Origin of the sequence: Micromonospora sp. WMMD975 (assembly GCF_029581215.1) — a bacterium.
GTDB lineage: Bacteria > Actinomycetota > Actinomycetes > Mycobacteriales > Micromonosporaceae > Micromonospora.
On record NZ_CP120739.1, the window covers coordinates 6176342 to 6197991 of the forward strand.

General features: G+C 71.4%; 19 protein-coding genes. 17 read left to right on the forward strand and 2 right to left on the reverse strand.

What is annotated here, in order from left to right; translation table 11 throughout:
• Positions 1-5: 5 nt before the first annotated feature.
• From O7613_RS27745 to O7613_RS27810, 14 genes are all read left to right on the forward strand, one after another.
• Positions 6-683: an NADH-quinone oxidoreductase subunit B gene (locus tag O7613_RS27745; protein WP_281585439.1), complete on the forward strand. Its 678-nt coding sequence runs from the start codon at positions 6-8 to the stop codon at positions 681-683.
• The gene (locus O7613_RS27750; RefSeq protein ID WP_281585438.1) at positions 680-1411 is read left to right on the forward strand and encodes an NADH-quinone oxidoreductase subunit C; all 732 of its coding nucleotides are present in this window, start codon (positions 680-682) and stop codon (positions 1409-1411) included. The genes O7613_RS27745 and O7613_RS27750 overlap by 4 nt, the downstream gene beginning before the upstream one ends.
• A 55-nt stretch (positions 1412-1466) precedes the next feature.
• Positions 1467-2792 carry an NADH-quinone oxidoreductase subunit D gene (locus tag O7613_RS27755; protein WP_281585437.1) on the forward strand — a complete coding sequence of 442 codons (1326 nt, stop codon included), beginning with the start codon at positions 1467-1469 and terminating at the stop codon, positions 2790-2792.
• Positions 2789-3955, forward strand: coding sequence for an NADH-quinone oxidoreductase subunit NuoE (gene nuoE, locus O7613_RS27760; RefSeq protein WP_282290837.1), 1167 nt, complete (start codon positions 2789-2791; stop codon positions 3953-3955). The genes O7613_RS27755 and nuoE overlap by 4 nt, the downstream gene beginning before the upstream one ends.
• The gene (gene nuoF, locus O7613_RS27765) at positions 3952-5268 is read left to right on the forward strand and encodes an NADH-quinone oxidoreductase subunit NuoF (protein WP_281585435.1); all 1317 of its coding nucleotides are present in this window, start codon (positions 3952-3954) and stop codon (positions 5266-5268) included. Before nuoE ends, nuoF begins: the two co-directional genes overlap by 4 nt.
• Positions 5268-7751 (forward strand): NADH-quinone oxidoreductase subunit G, encoded by a 2484-nt coding sequence (locus tag O7613_RS27770; RefSeq protein WP_282290839.1) that lies wholly within the window; start codon positions 5268-5270, stop codon positions 7749-7751. The genes nuoF and O7613_RS27770 overlap by 1 nt, the downstream gene beginning before the upstream one ends.
• A complete protein-coding gene (nuoH, locus tag O7613_RS27775) occupies positions 7748-9103 on the forward strand; it encodes an NADH-quinone oxidoreductase subunit NuoH (RefSeq protein WP_281585433.1) in 1356 nt (451 codons plus the stop codon). Before O7613_RS27770 ends, nuoH begins: the two co-directional genes overlap by 4 nt.
• Position 9104: 1 nt before the next feature.
• Complete coding sequence (nuoI, locus tag O7613_RS27780) at positions 9105-9746, forward strand: NADH-quinone oxidoreductase subunit NuoI (RefSeq protein ID WP_281585432.1); 642 nt, start codon at positions 9105-9107, stop codon at positions 9744-9746.
• A complete protein-coding gene (locus O7613_RS27785) occupies positions 9743-10513 on the forward strand; it encodes an NADH-quinone oxidoreductase subunit J (protein ID WP_281585431.1) in 771 nt (256 codons plus the stop codon). Before nuoI ends, O7613_RS27785 begins: the two co-directional genes overlap by 4 nt.
• A 55-nt stretch (positions 10514-10568) precedes the next feature.
• Positions 10569-10868: an NADH-quinone oxidoreductase subunit NuoK gene (gene nuoK / locus O7613_RS27790; RefSeq protein WP_089154544.1), complete on the forward strand. Its 300-nt coding sequence runs from the start codon at positions 10569-10571 to the stop codon at positions 10866-10868.
• 10 nt (positions 10869-10878) lie between these two features.
• Positions 10879-12804 carry an NADH-quinone oxidoreductase subunit L gene (gene nuoL / locus O7613_RS27795; RefSeq protein ID WP_281585430.1) on the forward strand — a complete coding sequence of 642 codons (1926 nt, stop codon included), beginning with the start codon at positions 10879-10881 and terminating at the stop codon, positions 12802-12804.
• 64 nt (positions 12805-12868) lie between these two features.
• Complete coding sequence (locus tag O7613_RS27800; protein WP_282290842.1) at positions 12869-14401, forward strand: NADH-quinone oxidoreductase subunit M; 1533 nt, start codon at positions 12869-12871, stop codon at positions 14399-14401.
• Positions 14398-15951 (forward strand): NADH-quinone oxidoreductase subunit NuoN, encoded by a 1554-nt coding sequence (gene nuoN, locus O7613_RS27805; protein ID WP_282290844.1) that lies wholly within the window; start codon positions 14398-14400, stop codon positions 15949-15951. The genes O7613_RS27800 and nuoN overlap by 4 nt, the downstream gene beginning before the upstream one ends.
• A 90-nt stretch (positions 15952-16041) precedes the next feature.
• Positions 16042-17082, forward strand: a complete 1041-nt coding sequence (locus tag O7613_RS27810) for a polyprenyl synthetase family protein (RefSeq protein WP_282290846.1) — start codon at positions 16042-16044, stop codon at positions 17080-17082.
• An 86-nt stretch (positions 17083-17168) separates the two neighbouring features.
• On the opposite strand, the gene O7613_RS27815 is transcribed toward O7613_RS27810, so the two are convergent.
• Positions 17169-18392 (reverse strand): MFS transporter, encoded by a 1224-nt coding sequence (locus tag O7613_RS27815; protein WP_282290848.1) that lies wholly within the window; start codon positions 18390-18392, stop codon positions 17169-17171.
• 153 nt (positions 18393-18545) lie between these two features.
• Here O7613_RS27815 and O7613_RS27820 point away from each other — a divergent pair, with 153 nt between their 5' ends.
• From O7613_RS27820 to O7613_RS27830, 3 genes are all read left to right on the forward strand, one after another.
• Positions 18546-19328 carry an IclR family transcriptional regulator C-terminal domain-containing protein gene (locus O7613_RS27820; RefSeq protein ID WP_281585425.1) on the forward strand — a complete coding sequence of 261 codons (783 nt, stop codon included), beginning with the start codon at positions 18546-18548 and terminating at the stop codon, positions 19326-19328.
• Between the two features lie 137 nt (positions 19329-19465).
• Complete coding sequence (locus O7613_RS27825; RefSeq protein WP_282294631.1) at positions 19466-19981, forward strand: sigma-70 family RNA polymerase sigma factor; 516 nt, start codon at positions 19466-19468, stop codon at positions 19979-19981.
• The gene (locus O7613_RS27830) at positions 19978-20667 is read left to right on the forward strand and encodes a zf-HC2 domain-containing protein (protein WP_282290851.1); all 690 of its coding nucleotides are present in this window, start codon (positions 19978-19980) and stop codon (positions 20665-20667) included. Before O7613_RS27825 ends, O7613_RS27830 begins: the two co-directional genes overlap by 4 nt.
• Here the strand turns inward: O7613_RS27830 and rarD are convergent.
• Positions 20652-21623, reverse strand: a complete 972-nt coding sequence (gene rarD / locus O7613_RS27835) for an EamA family transporter RarD (protein ID WP_282290853.1) — start codon at positions 21621-21623, stop codon at positions 20652-20654. The genes O7613_RS27830 and rarD overlap by 16 nt on opposite strands.
• Positions 21624-21650 lie beyond the last annotated feature (27 nt).

A 21650-nucleotide genomic window follows, 5' to 3' on the forward strand; every position in this document is an offset into this window, starting at 1 on the left:
AGCAGATGGGCATCGAGGAGAAGCTTCCCTCCGGCGTCCTGCTCACCAGCGTCGAGAAGCTGGTCAACTGGTCGCGGAAGTCGTCCGTCTGGGGCGCCACCTTCGGCCTGGCCTGTTGCGCCATCGAGATGATGGCCGCGGGTGGCCCGCACTACGACATGGGCCGGTGGGGCATGGAGGTCTTCCGCGCCTCGCCCCGGCAGGCCGACCTGATGATCGTGGCCGGCCGGGTCAGCCAGAAGATGGCCCCGGTGCTGCGGCAGATCTACGACCAGATGGCCGAGCCCCGCTGGGTCATCTCGATGGGCGTCTGCGCCAGCAGCGGCGGCATGTTCAACAACTACGCCATCGTGCAGGGCGTGGACCACGTCGTCCCGGTCGACATGTACCTCCCCGGCTGCCCGCCCCGGCCGGAGATGCTCATCGACGCGGTGCTCAAGCTCCGCGAAAAGATCATGTACGAGCCGCTGGGCCCCAACGGCCGCAAGATGCTCGAGGCCCGCAAGGCGCGCGGTGACGTGCCGGTCGTGCCGTACGGCTCGATGCCCTCGTCGTACCGCAACGACAAGGCCCGGCGCGCCGAGTGGACGAAGGCCGTCCGCGAGGGGCGCGAGGAGCAGCTGCGGATTGAGAACTGGATGAACGCGCAGAACCACCTCCAGACGCAGGGGGGCCCGAAGTGACCGATGACCGGACCAACGACGGCGGGGTCCCGGTACCCACCACCCCGGTCGGCGCCAGTGGCACCGCGCCCGCGGAATACCCGCCGGCCAGCCCCGCCGGGCGCGGGATGTTCGGCAACCAGGGCACCGGCGACGTCTCCGGTTACGGCGGCCTGGTCCGCCCGCGCCGGCCGATCGAGGAGGCCGCCCGCCCGTACGGGAGCTACTTCGACGAGGTGCGGGACGCGCTGGAGGAGGCGTACCCGCAGTTCGGTGACGCGATCGAGAAGGTCGTGGTCGACCGGGGCGAGTTGACCCTGCACGTGCGGCCGGAGCGGATCGCCGAGGTCTGCCAGGTGATGCGCGACGACCTGTCGCTGCGCTTCGAGCTGTGCTCGTCCGTGTCCGGGGTGGACTACCTGGGCGCCGACGGTCGTCGGCTGCACGTGGTCTACCAGCTCACCTCGATGACCTACCGGCGGCTGGTCCGGTTGGAGGCCGCGGTCTCCGCCGAGGACCCGCACCTGCCGAGCGTCACCGCCGTCTACCCGACCGCCGACTGGCAGGAGCGGGAGACGTACGACATGTTCGGCATCGTCTTCGACGGCCACCCCAACCTGACCCGGATCCTCATGCCGGACGACTGGGAGGGGCATCCGCAGCGCAAGGACTACCCGCTGGGCGGCATCCCGGTGGAGTACAAGGGCGCCGAGATCCCGCCGCCGGACAAGAGGCGGTCGTACCAGTGAGCGCGAGGAGTGCAGCGAAGCGGAGCCCCGCAGTCGCGAACGGAGGGTTGGCACTGTGACCACGTCGAACTACGCGACCGAGCGCGAGACCACCGAGGGCAAGGTCTTCACCGTCACCGGTGGCGACTGGGACCAGGTCGTCTCCGGCACCGACCCGATCAACGACGAGCGGATCGTCGTCAACATGGGTCCGCAGCACCCGTCCACGCACGGCGTGCTCCGGCTGATCCTGGAGCTGGAGGGCGAGACGGTCCGCGAGGCCCGTTCGGTCGTCGGCTACCTGCACACCGGCATCGAGAAGAACCTGGAATACCGCAACTGGGTCCAGGGCTCGACGTTCGTGACCCGGATGGACTACCTCTCGCCGATCTTCAACGAGACGGCGTACGCGCTCGCGGTGGAGAAGCTGCTCGGCGTCACCGACGACATCACCGAGCGGGCCACCACCATCCGCGTGCTGATGATGGAGCTCAACCGGATCTCCTCGCACCTGGTCTGGCTGGCCACCACCGGCATGGAGCTGGGCGCGATCAACATGATGTTGTACGGCTTCCGCGAGCGGGAGTACATCCTCGACATCTTCGAGACCATCACCGGCCTGCGGATGAACCACGCGTACGTGCGGCCGGGCGGCGTGGCGCAGGACGTGCCGGACGACGCGATCCGCAAGATCCGCGACTTCCTGGCGCTGATGCCGAAGAAGCTCAAGGAGTACGAGAACCTGCTCTCCGGCCAGCCGATCTGGATCGAGCGCACCCAGAACGTGGCGGTGCTCGACACCACCGCCTGCGTGGCGCTCGGCATCACCGGCCCGGTGCTCCGCTCGGCCGGGCTCGCCTGGGACCTGCGCAAGACCATGCCCTACTGCGGGTACGAGACGTACGAGTTCGACGTGCCGACCCACACCGACGGTGACGTGTGGGGCCGCTACCTGGTCCGGCTGGCCGAGATGCGCGAGTCGTTGAAGCTTGTCGAGCAGGCGCTGGACCGGTTGAAGCCGGGCCCGGTGATGGTCTCCGACAAGAAGATCGCCTGGCCGGCGCAGCTCGCCATCGGCGTCGACGGCATGGGCAACTCGCTGGAGCACGTCGCCAAGATCATGGGTCAGTCGATGGAGTCGCTGATCCACCACTTCAAGCTCGTCACCGAGGGTTTCCGGGTCCCGCCGGGCCAGGTGTACGTCGGCATCGAGTCGCCCCGCGGCGAGCTGGGCGTGCACGCGGTGTCCGACGGCGGCACCCGGCCCTACCGGGTGCACTACCGGGAGCCGAGCTTCGTCAACCTCCAGGCGCTGCCGGCGATGGCCGAAGGCGGCCTGATCGCCGACGTGATCGCCGGTGGCGCCTCGCTGGACCCCGTGATGGGTGGTTGTGACCGATGAGCTTTACCGAAACGACCCGCGCCCGGGCGCGCGAGATCATCGCCCGGTACCCGGCGGACCGGTCCCGCTCGGCACTGCTGCCGCTGCTGCACCTGGTCCAGTCCGAGGAGGGTTACGTCTCCCCGGCCGGCGTCGAGTTCTGTGCCGAGGTGCTCGGGCTGAACAAGGCGCAGGTCGGCGCGGTCGCCACCTTCTACACCATGTACAAGCGCAAGCCCACCGGTGACTACCTGGTCAGCGTCTGCACCAACACCATGTGCGACGTGCTCGGCGGGCAGGTGGTCTACGACACGCTCGCCGAGCACCTGGGCGTCGGGCACGAGGAGACCACCGCCGACGGGAAGATCACCCTGGAGCACGCCGAGTGCCTGGCGGCGTGCGACTACGGCCCGGTGATGACCGTCAACTACGACTTCTTCGACAACGTCGAGCCGCAGGGCGCGCTCGGCGTGGTGCAGGAGTTGCAGGCAGGCGGCCGGCCGATGCCGACCCGGGGCGCCCGGCTCTGCACGCTGAAGGAGATGGCGGTCCAGCTCGCCGGGTTCGCCGACGAGCGGAACGACGCGGTCGCCGACGGCGGGCCGGGCGAGCCGAGCCTGCGCGGCCTGCGCCTGGCCGAGCAGCACGGCATCGCGGTGGCGGGCTACGACCCGAAGACGCCGATCCGCAGCAAGGCCGAGGCCGACCGGGCCGCCGCCGAAGCGAAGGCGAAGGCCGAGGCCGAGAAGCCGGCCCCCGCCCCGGAGAAGGCAGCCGAGCCGGCCAAGGCCGACCCGACCGCCAAGGCCGACACCGCCGGCAACGCGGGTGCGGCCGAGCCGGCGACGCCCGCGGCGGCCAGCGGCAGCACCGCCCCGGACGTGAAGGCGCCGGACGACAAGTCGCCGCAGCTGCGTACCGCCGAGACCCGGCAGCCGGACGCGCGGACCGCGGTGGCGGACGCACCGGGCACCAAGGTCCCGGTGGACGGCCCCGCACCGGCGCCCCGCGACGCGCGGGCGGCGGAGGCGGCCGGCGTGGCGGCCAACCCGCCGGCCGGCGACGGCAAGCCCGCCGGCGACGACGCCGGCGCGCAGGAGCGCAACCTCAAGGACGCCGAGGCCGGTACGGACGCCGACGGCGCCGACCCGGCGGACGCGAACGGAACGGGGGTCCGCAAGTGACCACGCCTCGGCCGGAGACGCTGGCCAAGCTCACGCCGGTGCTCACGAAGCGCTGGCTGTCGCCGGACGCCTGGCGGCTCGGCACCTACGAGAAGCTGGACGGCTACGCCGCCCTGCGCAAGGCGCTCAAGGCGCACCCGGACGACCTGATCCAGCTGATCAAGGACTCGGGGCTGCGCGGCCGGGGCGGCGCGGGCTTCCCGACCGGTCTCAAGTGGGGCTTCATCCCGCAGGGCGACGGGAAACCGCACTACCTGGTGGTGAACGCCGACGAGGGTGAGCCGGGCACCTGCAAGGACCTGCCGCTGATGACCCACGACCCGCACTCGCTCGTCGAGGGCGTCATCATCGCCTCGTACGCGATCCGGGCCAACCGGGCGTACATCTACATCCGCGGCGAGGCCGTGCACGCGGCCCGCCGGCTGCGCAGCGCGGTCGCCGAGGCGTACGCCAAGGGTTACCTCGGCCGCAACATCCTCGGCTCGAAGTTCGACCTGGAGCTGGTGGTGCACTCCGGCGCCGGGGCGTACATCTGCGGCGAGGAGACCGCGCTGCTGGACTCGCTTGAGGGCTTCCGGGGTCAGCCCCGGTTGCGCCCGCCGTTCCCGGCGACCCACGGCCTGTACGCCAGCCCGACGGTGGTGAACAACGTCGGCACCATCGCCAGCGTGCCGTACATCGTGCTCGGTGGCGTCGACTGGTGGAAGACCATGGGCACGGAGAAGTCGTCCGGTCCGATGATCTACTCGCTCTCCGGCCGGATCGCCGAGCCGGGGCAGTACGAGGCGTCGATGGGCATCACGCTGCGCGAGCTGATCGAGCTGGCCGGCGGGATGAAGCCCGGGCACGAGCTGAAGTTCTGGACCCCGGGCGGTTCCTCGACGCCGCTGCTCACCGCCGAGCACCTGGACGTGCCGCTGGACTTCGAGGGGGTGGCGGCGGCCGGCTCGATCCTGGGCACCACGGCCACCCAGATCTTCTCCGACCAGGACTGCCCGGTGTACGCGACCTACCGGTGGCTGGAGTTCTATCACCACGAGTCGTGCGGCAAGTGCACCCCGTGCCGGGAGGGCAACTACTGGATGGTCCGGGTCTACCGGCGCATCCTGGCCGGCCAGGGCACCCACGAGGACCTGGACACGCTGCTCGACACCTGCGACAACATCCTCGGCCGCTCGTTCTGCGGCCTGGGTGACGGTGCGACCAGCTCGGTGACCTCGTCGCTGAAGTACTTCAAGCAGGACTACCTCGACTACATCGAGGGACGTACCGCGCCGAAGCTGTCGGACAAGCAGCTGGTGGGAGCCCACTGATGACGGACGTAGCCAAGCAGACCGAGACCGTCACGCTGACCATCGACGGGGTCGAGGTCACCGCGCCCAAGGGAACGCTGCTGATCCGGGTCGCCGAGCAGATGGGCACCGAGATCCCGCGCTTCTGCGACCACCCGCTGCTGGCCCCGGCCGGTGCCTGCCGGCAGTGCCTGGTGGAGGTGGAGGGCCAGCGCAAGCCGGTCGCCTCCTGCACCCAGACCGTCGCCGACGGGATGGTGGTGCGGACCCAGCTCACCTCGCCGGTCGCGAAGAAGGCCCAGGAGGGGGTGATGGAGCTGCTGCTCCTCAACCACCCCCTGGACTGCCCGATGTGCGACAAGGGCGGCGAGTGCCCGCTCCAGAACCAGGCGATGTCCACCGGCCGGACGGACTCGCGGTTCCACGAGCACAAGCGGGAGTACCCGAAGCCGCTGCCGATCAGCACCCAGGTGCTGCTCGACCGCGAGCGGTGCGTGCTCTGCCAGCGGTGCACCCGGTTCTCCGAGGAGATCGCCGGCGACAAGTTCATCGACCTGATGGGACGCTCCTCGCACGAGGAGATCAACATCTACCGGGACGACGCGTACGGGGAGGAGGGCGACGAGGGGGACGTTCCCTTCAACTCGTACTTCTCCGGCAACACCGTGCAGATCTGCCCGGTCGGCGCGCTCACCGGCTCGCAGTACCGGTTCCGGTCCCGCCCGTTCGACCTGGTCTCCTCGCCGAGCGTCTGCGAGCACTGCTCGGCCGGGTGCGCCCAGCGCACCGACTGGCGGCGGGGCAAGGTGCTGCGCCGGCTGGCCGGCGACGACCCGGCGGTGAACGAGGAGTGGAACTGCGACAAGGGCCGCTGGGGCTTCCAGTACGCTCGCGCGTTCGACCGGCTCACCACCCCGCTGGTGCGGGACGAGAAGACCGGTGAGCTGCGCGAGGCGTCCTGGAGCGAGGCGTTCACCCGGGCCGCCGAGGGGCTGCGCGCGGCCCGCGACGGCGCGACCGGCACGGCGGTGCTCACCGGCGGCCGGCTCACCGTCGAGGACGCCTACGCCTACGCCAAGTTCGCCCGGGTCGCGCTGCACACCAACGACATCGACTTCCGGGCCCGCCCGGTCTCCCGCGAGGAGGCCGACTTCCTGGCCAGCAGCGTCGCCGGGGTCACCGACGTGACCTACGCCGACGTGGAGGACGCGCCCGCGGTGGTGCTCGTCGGCCTGGAGCCGGAGGAGGAGTGCCCGATCCTCTTCCTGCGGCTGCGCAAGGCGTACCTGAAGAAGAAGCTCACGGTGTACGCGATCGCGCCGTTCGCCACCCGCGGCCTGGAGAAGCTCGGGGCGAAGCTGGCCCGGGTCGTGCCCGGCGAGGAGGCGAGCGTGCTGGCCGAGCACGCCACCGTCGCCGAGGCGCTGGGCCAACCCGGCGCGATCCTGATCGTCGGCGAGCGGCTGGGCGCGGTGCCCGGCGGCTTGTCCGCCGCGGCGGACGTGGCCCGGCGTACCGGCGCCCGGCTGGCCTGGGTGCCGCGGCGCGCGGGTGACCGCGGCGCGGTCGACGCGGGCTGCCTGCCCAACCTGCTGCCCGGCGGCCGGGTGGTCACCGAGCCGGCGGCCCGCGCGGAGCTGGGCGAGGCGTGGGATCTGCCGGCCGGCGTGATCCCGAGCCAGGCCGGCCGCGACACCGACGGCATCCTCGCGGCGGCTGTCGACGGAAAACTCGGCGCCCTGGTGGTGGCCGGGGTGGACCCGGCCGACCTGGCCGACCCGCGCCGGGCCGAGGCGGCCCTGGACGCGGTGCCGTTCCTGGTCAGCCTGGAGCTGCGGATGAGCGCGGTGGCGCGGCGCGCCGACGTGGTCTTCCCGGTCGCCCCGGTGGTCGAGAAGGCCGGCAGCTTCCTCGACTGGGAGGGCCGGCTGCGCACGTTCGAGCGGGTGCTGGAGACCGGCGCGATGACGGACGGCCGGGTGCTCGACGCGATCGCCGCGCAGCTCGACGTGCGGCTCGGCGCCGGTGACGTGACGAGCGTGCGCCGGGAGTTGGGCGCGTTGCCGCGTACCCGGATGGATCGGCCGTCCGCGCCCTCGGTCGAGCCGGCGGCCGTGCCGCAGCCCGGCCCGGGCGAGGCCGTGCTGGCGACCTGGCACCAGCTCGTCGACCTGGGCAGCCTCACCGACGGCGACGAGCACCTCGCCGGCACCGCCCGCCCGCCGGTGGTCCGGCTGGGCAAGGGCACCGCCGAGGCGCTCGGCGTGGCCGACGGCGACCCGGTCACGGTCGGCACCGACCGCGGCGCGGTCACCCTGCCGGCGGCGATCACCGAGATGCCGGACGCCGTCGTCTGGCTGCCGACCAACTCACCCGGCTCGACCGTGCGGCGCAGCCTCGGCGCGACGTCCGGTCATGTCGTGACGGTGACCGCGGCGCCCGTCGCCGCGGACGCCGCCGCGCGGCCGGGTCCGCTCCTCAACGCAGGGGGTGCAACCCAGTGAACGCGGTCTACCTCGCGGCGCAGGACCCGACGCTTGCGGACTTCGGCAAGGACCCGTGGTGGCTGGTCCTCGGGAAGATCGTCTTCGCGTTCGCCTTCGGCCTGCTGGCCACGCTGCTCGGCGTCTGGTTCGAGCGGCGGGTGGTCGGCCGGATGGCGGTCCGGCCCGGCCCGAACCAGGTCGGCCCGTTCGGCCTGCTCCAGACGCTCGCCGACGGCCTGAAGATGGCGTTCAAGGAGGACATCCTCCCGCGCGCCGCCGACAAGGTGGTCTTCTTCTTCGCACCGACCATCTCGGTGATCTCCGCGGTCACCGCGCTGTCGGTGATCCCGTTCGGCCCGAGCGTGAGCATCTTCGGCCACTGGACGCCGCTCCAGGTCACCGACGTGCCGGTGGCGGTGCTGGTGATCCTGGCCTGCTCCTCGATGGGCGTCTACGGCGTCGTGCTCGGCGGCTGGGCATCCGGCTCGACGTACCCGCTGCTCGGCGGCCTCCGCTCCACCGCCCAGATGATCTCCTACGAGGTCGCCATGGGGCTCAGCATCGTGGCCGTGTTCATGACCGCCGGCACGATGTCGACGAGCGGGATCGTCGCCGCGCAGGGTGACGGCACCCGGCTGAGCCTCGGCGGGTTCGAGCTGCCCACCCCGGGCTGGTACGCGATCCTGCTGCTGCCCAGCTTCATCATCTTCTTCATCTCCATGGTCGGCGAGACCAACCGGGCGCCGTTCGACCTGCCGGAGGCGGAGTCGGAGCTGGTCGCCGGCTTCATGACCGAATACAGCTCGCTGAAGTTCGCGCTCTTCATGCTCTCCGAGTACGTGGCCATGGTGAGCATGTCCGCGGTCACCACCACGCTGTTCCTCGGCGGCTGGCGGGCCCCCTGGCCGATCACGCTGTGGGCGGGCGCCAACGACGGTTGGTGGCCGATGCTGTGGTTCTTCGGCAAGGTGATCCTGCTGGTCTTCGTGTTCGTCTGGCTGCGCGGCACGCTGCCCCGGCTCCGGTACGACCAGTTCATGCGCTTCGGCTGGAAGGTGCTGCTGCCGATCAACCTGGTCTGGATCCTGGTGCTCGCCGGGCTCCGCTCGATCGAGGACTGGCAGACGAAGGACCGGCTGCTCGTCACCGCCATCGGCGCGGGCGTGCTGCTGCTGGCCACGCTCTTCTGGCCGAGCCGGAAGAAGCAGCCGAAGCCGTCGCCGCAGGAACAGGCGGACAACCGGCCGTACGGCAGCTTCCCGCTGCCACCGATGGATCTTCAGGTTCCGCCGAGCCCGCGCACCAGGCGTGTGGTCGCCGAGCGGGAGCCGGCGAACGTCGTCGCCGGCTCCGAGTCCAGGGAGGTGTGACGTGGGCGCGATCACCGGAACGTTCAAGGGCTTCGGGGTCACCTTCTCGCACATGTTCAAGAAGGTCGTCACCACCGACTACCCGTTCAAGCCGCCGGTCTCGGCGCCGCGCTACCACGGGCGGCACATCCTCAACCGGCACCCGGACGGGCTGGAGAAGTGCATCGGCTGCGAGCTGTGCGCCTGGGCCTGCCCGGCCGACGCGATCTACGTGGAGGGCGGCGACAACACCGAGGAGGAGCGCTTCTCCCCGGGTGAGCGGTACGCCAGCACCTACCAGATCAACTACGCCCGGTGCATCTTCTGCGGGCTCTGCATCGAGGCCTGCCCGACCCGTTCGCTGACCATGAGCAACGAGTACGAGTTGGCCCGGGACAACCGGCAGGACCTGATCTTCACGAAGGAGCAGCTGCTCGCGCCGCTGCTCGAAGGCATGGAGCAGCCGCCGCACCCGATGCGGCTGGGCGACAGCGAGAAGGACTACTACGTCGGCGCGCTCACCAACCCGGGCACCTCGGCCGGCGCCGAGCACTCGCCGATGGGCCCGGGCCGGTACCAGGTGGAGGAGCACCCCGGCGTGACCTTCCCCGGCGCCGAGCAGGCCGCGCAGCGGTCCGAGGCGGGCAAGGGAGCAGGGGCATGACCAGTTCTACGGTGCTCGCCGCGGCGGGCCAGGTGTCCGGGGGCGAGGAGGTCACCTTCTGGATCCTCGCCCCGCTGGCCCTGATCGGGGCGCTCGGCATGGTGTGGGCCCGCAACGCGGTGCACTCCGCGCTCTGGCTGGTGCTGACCATGCTCTGCCTGGGCGTGTTCTACGTGCTCCAGGCCGGGCCGTTCATCGGCATGGTGCAGATCATCGTCTACACCGGCGCGATCATGATGCTCTTCCTGTTCGTGCTGATGCTCGTCGGCCGGGACGCGTCCGACTCGCTGATCGAGACGCTGCGCGGCCAGCGGGTCGCCGCGGTGGTGCTCGGCCTCGGCTTCGCCGGTCTGGTCGGCACCGGGCTCTACCGCGCGCTCGACGGCGTGCGGGCGGCCGGGCTCGACCAGGCCAACGCCGAGGGCAACGTGCAGGGCATCGCCCGGCTGCTCTTCACCAAGTACGTCTTCGCCTTCGAGCTGACCTCGGCGCTGCTGATCACGGCCGCGGTGGGCGCGATGGTGCTGGCGCACGTGGAGCGGCGCAGGGAGGACCGGATGGACCAGGTCGCCACCATGAAGGCGCGGTTCCGGCCGGGCAACTACCCCGGCCCGAAGCCGGGCCCGGGCGTCTTCGCCACCTCCTCCTCGGTGGCCACGCCGGCCCGCCTGCCGGACGGCCGGCTGACCGACCGTGGCATCTCGGAGATCATGCCGGTGCGCGAGATGACGGCCGAGGAGACCACGCTGAAGGGTACGGATCGGTGAGCACGAGGAGTGCAGCGAAGCGGAGCCCCGCAGTCGCGAACGAAAGGACAGCACGGTGACGCCGGACTACTACCTGATCCTCGCGGCGGTGCTGTTCACCATCGGCGCCGTCGGCGTGCTGGTCCGGCGCAACGCGATCGTGCTGTTCATGTGCGTCGAGCTGATGCTCAACGCGGCCAACCTGACCCTGGTCACGTTCAGCCGGATCAACGGTGACCTGAACGGCCAGATCATGGCGTTCTTCGTGATGGTGGTGGCGGCGGCTGAGGTCGTGGTCGGGCTGGCGATCATCATGGCGATCTTCCGGACCCGGCGCTCGGCCAGCGTCGACGACGCCAACCTGCTGAAGTACTGAGGGGTCTGCGGTGGAACAGACTGTGGAATTCGCTACTGCGGATGGCCTGCTGGGCAGCGTCTGGCTGCTGGTGGCGATCCCGCTGGTCAGCGCGGCGGTCCTGCTGCTGCTCGGCAGGCGGGCGGACCGTTGGGGTCACTGGCTGGGCGTGGCCGCCATCGGTGCCGCGTTCGTGCTCGGGCTGACCTACTTCTTCCAGCTGCGCGGCCTGGAGAACAAGCAGGTCCAGTCCAGCCTCTGGCAGTTCATCACCGTCGGCGACCTGAAGGTGGACTTCGGTCTGCTCTTCGACCCGCTGGCCGCGGTGTTCGTCCTGCTGATCACCGGGGTGGGTTTCCTGATCCACCTCTACGCCGTGGAGTACATGGCGCACGATGAGGGCCGGCGGCGGTTCTTCGGCTACTTCAACCTGTTCGTCGCCGCGATGCTGCTGCTGGTGCTCGGCAACAACTACGTGATGCTCTACTTCGGCTGGGAGGGCGTCGGCCTGGCGTCGTACCTGCTGATCTCCTTCTGGTACGGGCGGCCGAGCGCGGCCACCGCCGGCAAGAAGGCGTTCCTGATGAACCGGGTCGGCGACGCCGGCCTGGCCATCGGCATCTTCGTCCTCTTCGCCCAGCTCGGCACCACCCAGTACGACGAGGTGTTCAACGGGGTCGGCTCGCTGACCTCCACCACGGTGCTGGTGCTCGGCCTGCTGCTGCTCCTGGGCGCCGCCGGCAAGTCCGGCCAGTTCCCGCTCCAGGCGTGGCTGCCGGACGCGATGGAGGGCCCGACCCCGGTCTCCGCGCTCATCCACGCGGCCACCATGGTCACCGCCGGCGTCTACCTGATCGCCCGCTCCAACCCGATCTTCTCGGCCAACGAGACGCTCCAGCTCGTGGTGGTCAGCGTCGGCGCGCTCACCCTGCTGATGGGTTGCGTCATCGGCGCCGCCAAGGACGACATCAAGCGGGTGCTGGCCTGGTCCACGGTCAGCCAGATCGGCTACATGTTCCTCGGCGTCGGGCTCGGCGGGGCGGCGTACGCGCTCGCCATCGTGCACCTGCTGGCGCACGGCTTCTTCAAGGCCAACATGTTCCTCGGCGCCGGCTCGGTCATGCACGGCATGAACGACCAGGTGGACATCCGCCGCTTCGGCAACCTGTCGAAGTACATGAAGGTCACCTGGCTGACGTTCATGATGGGCTGGCTGGCCATCATCGGCATGTTCCCCTTCTCCGGTTTCTTCTCCAAGGAGCCGATCATCGTGGCCGCCTTCGAGCGGGAGGGCTGGACGGCCTGGCTGTTCGGCATGGCGGCGCTGATCGGCGCCGGGCTCACCGCGTTCTACATGACCCGGCTCTTCGTGCTCACCTTCCACGGGCCGGCCCGCTGGACCGAGGACATCGAGCACCCGCACGAGTCGCCGAAGCTGATGACGGTGCCGTTGATCCTGCTGGCGATCGGCTCGGTCGGGGCGGGCTTCCTGCTCTCCACGTCCGTGCCGGACTGGCTGGAGGCGACCGCCGGTCTGGGCGGCCAGGAGGAGGGCCACGAGGCGGTCCTCGCGCACTGGTTGATCACCACGCTCTCGCTCCTGGTGACGGTCCTCGGCGCCGGGCTGGCCTGGTTCCTGTTCCGGAACGGCACGGCCACCGAGCCGCAGCCGGCCGGCGTGGCGGTCACCGCCGCGCGCCGGAACCTCTACACGGACGCCTTCAACGAGGCGGTCTTCGAGAAGCCGGGCATCTTCCTCACCCGGGCGCTCGTGTTCCTCGACAACCGGGGCGTCGACGGGCTGGTCAACGGCCTCGCCGCCGCGGTGGGCGGGGGCTCGGGCCGGCTCCGGCGGCTCCAGACCGGCTTCGTGCGGTCGTACGCGACCTCGATCCTGACCGGCGCGCTGCTCGTGGTGGCGGCCTTCCTGGCGGTGCAGGCGGGGTGGCTGGCGTGATCGACCTCAACGCGGCCGCCCCCGCCGGCGGGCCACGCAGTCACGACGGAGGTAAGGCCGAATAATGTCCAACTTCCCGTTCCTCTCGGTGCTGACCGTGGCGCCGCTGGTCGGCGCCCTGGTGGTGGCACTGCTGCCACGTAAGCGGCCGGACCTGGCCAAGCTGGTGGCGTTCGGCTGGTCGCTGCTGGTGCTTGTGCTCTCGGTGGTGATGTGGTTCGCCTTCTCCGCCGGCGGTGACCGGTTCCAGTTCCGCGAGTCGTACGCGTGGATCCCGAACTGGGGCGTGCGGTTCACCTTCGAGGTCGACGGCATCGCGCTCGTCATGCTGATGCTGATCGCGATCCTGGTGCCGCTGGTGATCCTGGCGTCGTGGCACGACGCCGAGTCGTCGAAGCGTTCGGTGCCGGTCTACTTCGCGCTGCTGCTCGTCCTCGAGTGCACGATGATCGGCGTCTTCGCCGCGTCCGACGTCTTCCTGTTCTACGTGTTCTTCGAGGTCATGCTGGTCCCGATGTACTTCCTGATCGGCAGCTACGGCGGCCACCAGCGGCAGTACGCGGCGGTGAAGTTCTTCCTCTACTCGCTCGTCGGCGGTCTGTTCATGCTCGCCGCGGTGATCGGGCTCTGGGTGGTCGGCGGGAAGACCTTCGACTGGCAGGCGCTGAGCCAGGCGGAGTTCGCCACGAACACGGCCCGCTGGCTGTTCCTCGGCTTCTTCCTCGCCTTCGCGATCAAGGCACCGTTCTTCCCGTTCCACACCTGGCTGCCGGACGCCGGTGGCGCCGCTCCGGCCGGCGCGGCAGCGCTGCTCGTCGGCGTGCTGGACAAGGTCGGCACGTTCGGGATCCTGCGCTACTGCCTGCCGCTGTTCCCGGAGGCGTCGCGCTGGTTCGCGCCGTGGGCGCTGGCGCTCGGCGTGATCGGCATCATCTACGCCGCGTTGCTGGCGGTCGGGCAGAAGGACCTGAAGCGGCTGGTGTCGTACACCTCGATCGCGCACTTCGGCTTCATCGGCGTGGGCATCTTCGCCTTCACCACCCAGGCCGGCACCGGCGCGGTGCTCTACATGCTCAACCACGGGCTCGCGACCGGCCTGCTCTTCCTGGTGGTCGGCATGCTCATCGCCCGGCGCGGCTCGTCGCTGATCAGCGACTTCGGCGGGGCGGGCAAGCTGGTGCCGGTGCTTGCCGGCGTGCTCTTCTTCGCCGGTCTCGCCTCGCTGGCGCTGCCCGGCACCGCGCCGTTCGTGTCCGAGTTCCTGGTGCTGATCGGCACGTTCACCGTCAACAAGCCGGTCGCGGTGATCGCCACCGTCGGCATCATCCTGGCGGCGGCGTACGTGCTGTGGATGGTGCAGCGCACCACCCAGGGCACGCTGAACCCGGCGCTGGCCGAGTCCGAGGGCATGCGTCGGGACCTCAGCCTGCGCGAGAAGGTGGTGGTGGCGCCGTTGATCGCGCTGATCGTGCTGCTCGGCTTCTATCCCAAGCCGGTCACCGATGTCATCAACCCCGCCGTCCAGGCGACCATGCAGGACGTCGGCAAATCCGATCCCGCCCCTGAGGTCGGCAGCGTCCAGGAGGCCGCAAAATGACCGAGCTCAAGCTGCCGTCGATCGACTACGCGGCGCTCGCTCCCATTCTGATCATGTTGGGCGTCGCCCTGCTGGGCGTCCTGGTCGAGGCGTTCGTGCCGCGTCGCCTGCGCAACGCGGTGCAGCTCGCGCTCGCCCTGGTGGCGGTGCTCGGCGCGATCACCATGGTGATCCTGAACGCCGACGATCGGCTGATCACGGCCGGCGGGGCGCTCGCGGTGGACGGGCCGACGCTCTTCCTCCAGGGCGCCATCCTGGTCCTGGCCGCGATGGCGCTGCTGCTCGTCGGTGAGCGCACGGTGGAACGGGGCGGCGCGTTCGTGGCGCACGCCGCGGTCACCGCCGAGTCGCCGGAGGACCGGAAGCAGGCCGAGGGCGTCGGCGGGGCCACCGAGGTCTACCCGCTGATGACGTTCGCGATCGGCGGCATGCTGATCTTCGTGGCGGCGAACGACCTGCTGACCATGTTCATCTCGCTCGAGGTCTTCTCCCTGCCGCTCTACCTGCTCTGCGCGCTGGCCCGTCGCCGGCGGCTGCTGAGCCAGGAGGCGGCGATGAAGTACTTCCTGCTCGGCGCGTACGCCTCGGCGTTCTTCCTGTTCGGCGTCGCCCTGATCTACGGCTTCACGGCCGGGATCCCGGGTCGTGGCGCGGGCGTCGACTTCGCCACCGTGCACGCCGCGGTCGGTGAGTCCGCATCCAGCCAGGTGCTGCTCTTCGCCGGCATGGCGCTGCTCGCCATCGGCCTGCTGTTCAAGGCCGCCGCCGCGCCGTTCCACGTCTGGACGCCCGACGTCTACCAGGGCGCGCCGACGCCGGTGACCGGCTTCATGGCCGCCTGCACCAAGGTCGCCGCGTTCGGCGCGCTGCTGCGCGTGTTCCACGTCGCGTTCGCCGGGGCCTCCTGGGACTTCACGCCGGTGATCGGCGTGGTGGCGGTGCTGACCATGCTGGTCGGCGCCGTGCTGGCGGTGACCCAGACGGACATCAAGCGGCTGCTGGCATACTCGTCGATCGCGAACGCCGGCTACCTGCTCGTGGGCGTGCTGGCCCCGAGCAAGGAAGGGCTCTCCGGCACGATGTTCTACCTGGCCGCGTACGGCTTCTCGGTGCTCGCCGCGTTCGCCGTGGTGACGCTGGTGCGGGACGCCGACGGCGAGGCCACCCACCTGTCCCGCTGGGCCGGGCTGGGCCGACGCTCGCCGTTCTTCGCGGCGATCTTCACGTTCATCCTGCTGGCCTTCGCCGGTATCCCGCTCACCAGCGGGTTCACCAGCAAGTTCGCGGTCTTCGCTCCGGCGCTGGAGGCGAACCAGGCCTGGCTGGTGATCGCGGGCGTGCTCACCAGCATGGTGCTGGCCTTCCCGTACCTGCGGGTCGTGGTGATGATGTGGCTCTCCGAGCCGGGTGAGGCGACCCCGACGGTGACCGTGCCGGGCGCGCTCACCTCGGCGGCGCTCGTCATCGGCGTGCTCGCCACGCTTGTTCTCGGCGTGGTCCCCGGCCCGTTGCTCGACCTCACCACGGGCGCGGCCGAATTCGTCAGATGACAGAGGCGGTTCCACCCGGGGGCCGGCACGCCGTGGCGTGCCGGCCCCCGGTCCGTATCCCCCTCACCGGGCCTGTCGAACGGGTGTGGCATGGTTGAAGACGTGGTGAACCCGGCTGGCGAGCATTCAGGTCAGTTCGGCGCGCTCGGCCTGCACCTCGCCGACCCGCGCGTCGAAGCCTCCGTGCTGGGCGTGCTCGACCGGGTCGAGACGGAGCTGCGGGCGAGCGTGGCGAGCGCGGACCCGTTGGTGACCGACGCGGCCCGGCACCTGCTGGAGGCCGGCGGCAAACGGTTCCGCCCGCTGCTGGTGGCGTTGTGCGCCCAGTTCGGTGACCCGGACACCGCTCAGGTCGTGCCGGCGGCCGTGGTGATGGAGCTCACCCACCTGGCGACGCTCTACCACGACGACGTGATGGACGAGGCGGCCGTGCGGCGGGGCGCACCGAGCGCCAACTCCCGCTGGACCAACTCGGTGGCGATCCTGGTCGGTGACTATCTCTTCGCCCGGGCCGCGGACGTCGCGGCCGACCTGGGCCCGGAGGCGGTACGACTTCAGGCGCGCACCTTCGCCCGCCTGGTGCACGGCCAGATCGCCGAGACGGTCGGCCCGCGGGACACCGATCCGGTCGCCCACTATCTGCACGTGATCGCCGAGAAGACCGGCTCGCTGATCGCCACCTCGGCCCGCTTCGGCGGCATGTTCGGCGGTGCGCCCGCCGCGCACGTCGAGGCCCTGGCCGGTTATGGCGAGATCATCGGCGTCGCCTTCCAGCTCTCCGACGACCTGCTCGACATCGCCAGCGAGTCGATGCAGTCCGGCAAGACACCCGGCACGGACCTGCGGGAGGGCGTGCCCACCCTGCCGGTGCTCTACGCGCTGGCGAGCGACGACCTGGACGCGGCGAGCGTACGCCTGCGGGAGATCCTGGCCACCGGCCCGCTCGTCGACGACGCGCTGCACGCCGAGGCGCTCACCCTGCTCCGCGAGTCCCCGGCGCTGAAGCGGGCCCGGGAGACGGTCCGCAGCTACGCCGAGGACGCCCGCGCCCGTCTGGCCCCGCTCCCGGACACTCCCGCGCGCCGCGCCCTGGAGTCCCTCTGCGACTACATAGCCGACCGCACAAGCTGACCCCCACCCCACCCCCCACCCCCGGGCTCCGGCCCCGGTGATCATGAAGTTGGCGCTCTCGGGATCGGCGTGTCGCGCCGCTAACCTCATGATCGACGCGAGGTCGGGCCGGGCGGGGTCGGGCCGGGCGGGGTGGGTGAGAGGGTGCGGCGGGTGGTCAGGAGCATGAGCAGGGCGGCCAGGAGCATGGCTATCGCCGCCGTGAGCCACATCGTCGGGTAGCCGGCCGTGCCGGCAAGCGCGCCCAGGCCGAGCGGGCCGACGCAGCCGCCCGCGTACACGCCGGTCTGGGTGATCGAGGTGGCGGCGGCCGGGGCCTGTGGGTGGAGCCGGACCACGGCGAAGTTCAACAGCCCGGGCCACGACCAGCCCAGACCGAAGCCGAGCACCACGCCCACGACCAGCGGCGCGGTGCCGGCCACCGCGAGCAGGACCAGCCCCACCGAACCTGCCACCAGCAGCCCGGCGACCACCACGACGTGCCCGCCGGTCCGCCGGTCGGCGAGCCAGCCGACGCCCACCCGCGCCGCCACGCAGACCGCGCTGCCGAGCGTCAGGGTCAGGCCGGCGAGCCCGGGGGAGAGCCCGCGGGCGGCCGACGAGTCGACCAGGAACGTGCCGAGCGCGTTCGCCGCGCCGGCCGCGAGCGTCGCGGCCAGCCCGACCACCACGAGCGCGGCCGTGCCGCCGCCCCGTCCGGCGGAGGCGGTGCGGGTGCGGCGGTCCCGGCCGGATCGAGGTACGGCCGGGAGCGCGGCCAACGCGGCTGCGGCGGCGGCCACGAACGCCCAGCGCCAGCCGGCGGTCAGGGCGACGGTGGGCACCGCCGCGCCGGCCAGCAGCGTGGAGACCGGGATGGCGGCCTGCTTCACGCCGAAGGAGAGCCCCTGCCGGTGGGCGGGCACGTGCTCGGCCAGCACGGCGTTGCTGGCGAGTTGGCCGAGGGCGTTGGCTGCGGCGCTGAGCGCCAGCAGCGCCACCAGCACCGGGTACGACCGGGCGAGGCCCGCCACGGCCAGCAGCGAGCCGGCGGAGAGCCCGATGGCGGCGCGGGCGATCGGGGTCGGTCCGTACCGCTCGACCAGGGCGCCGGAGGGCACCGAGGCGAGCGCGCTGATGCCGAAGTAGACCGAGACGGCCAGGCCCAGCCCGGTCGGGCTGAAGCCGAGTTCGTCGCCGAGCTGCACGGCCAGGCCGCCGACCAGGAAGACCGGCAGGACGCAGGCGATCGTGGTGGCGGTGGCGCCGGCGCCGACCCGGACCGCGCGCCTCGGCACCGGAGGGCCGGATCGTGAAATTGTTTCGGTCATCGTCGGCAAACCTACGCCGGCCGAGTTTTCGCTGCTGATCGTGTCTGTCGGAGCACGTTCTGTGTCCGCCGATCTGGCATCCTCCACCCGAACAGGCATTTCGCACTCGGCCTCTTTTTCATATGGTGTATGTCCCCGGCGGCGGAGGTGGTTGTGCGCGACCCCTTGGCGGAACCTTCGGATCTGATCCGGAGCGTCTCTCGGGCGCTTCGAGTGCTCGAGTCGGTCGGCCGTGCGCCGAGGGGCCTGACCGTGAAGCAGATCGCCCGACGCTGCGAGCTGACCGTCGCCACCACCTACCACCTGGTGCGGACGCTGGCGTACGAGGGCTACGTGATCCGACGCGAGGACGGCACCTACATCGTCGGGCTGGAGATCGCCGACCGCTACCGCGAGCTGGTCACCGCGTTCCGGGGTCCGCCCGCCGTCGGTGAGGCGCTGCGCCGGGCCGCGGCGGACACCGGCTGGAGCCACTACCTCGGTCGCTTCGTGGGCGGGCAGGTGGCGGTGACCGCCTGCGCCGAGGGGCCGCGCTCGCCCTACTTGGAGGAGATGGTGCCGGGCTTCGACGAGGGCGCGCACGCCACCGCGCTCGGCAAGAGCCTGCTCGCCACGCTCACCGCCGAGCAACGCTTCCGCTACCTGCGCGAGTACGGGATGCGCCCGTTCACCACCGCCACCCTCACCTCGGTCGAGGCGTTCGAGGCCGACCTGGCCGCCGGTGACCGGCGCGGCATGCAGTTGGAGCTGGGCCAGTTCCGGCAGGGCGTGGCGTGCGCAGCGGTCCTCGTCGCCCCGGACAAGGACATCGAGCGCCGGGTGGTGCTTGCCTGCGCGCTGCCGGCCAGCGAGATGATGACCTCGGCCCGGGTGGTCCGGGCGAAGCTGCTCACCGCCGCCCGGGCGATCGCCGACGGGATCGCCACCGAACACTAGAACGGCCGCGGCGCGCGGGCTCGGCCCGACCTGCGGCTGAACCGTTCGGCGTCACCGCACGTATGGAAGGGCGGACGCAACGCCTGGAAGGGCGGACGTAACCCCCGGTCTCCCGCCGCCGGAAGCGAGGTACCGCCATCAGTGACCACGACGCCCAACTGCTGCGCGCGCTGCACGACGAACATGCCGACGCGCTGTACGCGCACGCCCTGAGACTGGTCAACGGCGATCGGCCGCGGGCCGAGGACCTGGTGCAGGAGACGCTCCTGCGGGCCTGGCGGCACCCCGAGTCACTTGATCCGCGACGCGGCTCGGTCCGCGCCTGGCTCTTCACCACCGCCCGGAACCTGGCCATCGACGCCTGGCGTCGCCGCTCCGCCCGGGTCGGCGAGGTCTACACCGACGAACTGCCGGAAACCGCCGAGACGGTCGACGAGACGGAGCGCGCGGTGGAGGCGTGGACGGTGGCCGAGGCGCTCAACCGGCTCAGCCCGACCCACCGCGAGGTGCTGGTCGAGTGCTTCTACCAGGGCCGGTCGGTGGCGGAGGCGGCGGCCCGGCTGGGCGTGCCGCCGGGCACGGTGAAGTCGCGCACCCACTATGCGCTGCGCTCACTACGGTTGGTGCTGGCCGAGATGGGGGTGACCGGATGACCCGCTGCGAGTTCGCGCACGACGACGGGGCGTACGTGCTGGGCGCCCTCGCCCCGGCCGACCGGGTCGCCTACGAACGGCACCTGTCCGGCTGCGCCGCCTGCCGGGAGGCGGTGGCCGAGATCGCCGTACTCCCCGGCCTGCTGGGCCGTCTCGACCCGGCCGGGCTGGAACAGTTCCTTGAGGTCGGGCCGGAAACCTCCCGGGTGCCCGCGCTGCTCGACGCCGCGCGGGAGCGGCGGCGCCGCGACCGGTCCCGCTCCCGGCGGCGGTACGCGCTGACCGCGCTCGCCGCCGCCGCGCTCGCGGTGCTCGCCGGCGTCGGGGTGACCGTGTTCCGACCGCCCGCGGAGCCGGCCACCCGGCCGGTGGCGCTCACCTCGATGCGGCCGGTGGCCGGGACGGCGCCGGTGCACGCCGAGGTGGGCCTGACCGAGACGCCGTGGGGCACCGAGGTCACCATGCACTGCGGCTACGACCGGCGGGCCGGGCACCGCGAGGCGTACACGTTCCGGCTGGTGGCGCACGGCCCGGACGGCGCGACCGAGCAGATCGGCTCCTGGCTGGCGGCCCCCGGCGACGACCTGCGCTTCTCCGGCGTCACCCGATTCACGAAAGGCGAACTGGTCCGCCTGGACCTGATGCGCGGCGAAGACGCCCCGGTCCTCTCCTACGACCTCCGCTGACGGTCCCCCACACCCCTCTGTCGCACGCTGATGGGCGGAACTGGGGCGGGGATGAGGGCGGCGGCCCGCGCGGCGGCGCGGGTGCGGCGGGCTTGGCGCAGCGCATCCACGGTGAAGACCGCCAGGGCGAGCCAGACCAGGGCGAAACCGGCCAGCCGGGCCGGGGGCATCGGCTCGTGGAAGATCAGCACGCCGCAGCCGAGCTGGAGGATCGGCGCCAGGTACTGCAACATGCCGAGGGTGGACAGCGGCAGCCGGTTCGCCGCGCCGGCGAAGAGCAGCAGCGGGATCGCGGTGGCGGCGCCGGCCAGCACCAGCAGCGCCGTGTGCCCGGCCGAGACGTGGCCGAACGTCGAGTCGCCGCGGGTCGACAGCCAGGCCAGGTAGGCCAGGGCGGGCAGCGCCAGCACCGCCGACTCGACGAAGAGTCCCTCGACGGCGGGCAGGCCGAGCCGCTTCTTGACCAGGCCGTAGCCGGCGAAGCTGAACGCGAGGGTGAGCGCCAGCCAGGGCAGCCGCCCGTAGTCGACGGTGAGCACCGCCACCGCGAGCGCGCCGACGACGAGCGCCCCCCACTGCGCCGGGCGTAGCCGTTCGCGCAGCGCGACGACGCCGAGCAGCACCGACACCAGCGGGTTGATGAAGTAGCCGAGCGCGGTCTCCACCACCCGGTCGGAGGTCACGCCGTAGATGTAGGTGCCCCAGTTGACCGCGATCAGCGCGGCGGCGAGCGTGATGCCGGCCAGCGCCCGGGGTCGTCGGGCCAGCGTCCGCAGGAAGCCGACGTGCCGCATGGCCGCCAGCAGCAGCGCCACGAACGCCACCGACCAGATGATCCGGTGCGCGAGGATCTCCACCGGCCCGGCCGGGCGGAGCAGCTTGAGGTAGATCGGGAAGAAACCCCAGAGCAGGTACGCGCCGATGCCGTACAGGTAGCCGAGGCGGAGCTGGTTCACCCGTCCACCGTAAGCGGTCGATGCGTT

Excerpts from the sequence above, each read along its gene's own strand:
- O7613_RS27745 (WP_281585439.1), top strand. The coding sequence starts at position 6 with ATGGGCATCGAGGAGAAGCTTCCCTCCGGCGTCCTGCTCACCAGCGTC.
- nuoE (WP_282290837.1), top strand. The coding sequence starts at position 2,789 with ATGAGCTTTACCGAAACGACCCGCGCCCGGGCGCGCGAGATCATCGCC.
- O7613_RS27770 (WP_282290839.1), top strand. The coding sequence starts at position 5,268 with ATGACGGACGTAGCCAAGCAGACCGAGACCGTCACGCTGACCATCGAC.
- O7613_RS27785 (WP_281585431.1), top strand. The coding sequence starts at position 9,743 with ATGACCAGTTCTACGGTGCTCGCCGCGGCGGGCCAGGTGTCCGGGGGC.
- O7613_RS27800 (WP_282290842.1), top strand. The coding sequence starts at position 12,869 with ATGTCCAACTTCCCGTTCCTCTCGGTGCTGACCGTGGCGCCGCTGGTC.
- nuoN (WP_282290844.1), top strand. The coding sequence starts at position 14,398 with ATGACCGAGCTCAAGCTGCCGTCGATCGACTACGCGGCGCTCGCTCCC.
- O7613_RS27810 (WP_282290846.1), top strand. The coding sequence starts at position 16,042 with ATGGTTGAAGACGTGGTGAACCCGGCTGGCGAGCATTCAGGTCAGTTC.
- O7613_RS27815 (WP_282290848.1), bottom strand. The coding sequence starts at position 18,392 with ATGACCGAAACAATTTCACGATCCGGCCCTCCGGTGCCGAGGCGCGCG.
- O7613_RS27830 (WP_282290851.1), top strand. The coding sequence starts at position 19,978 with ATGACCCGCTGCGAGTTCGCGCACGACGACGGGGCGTACGTGCTGGGC.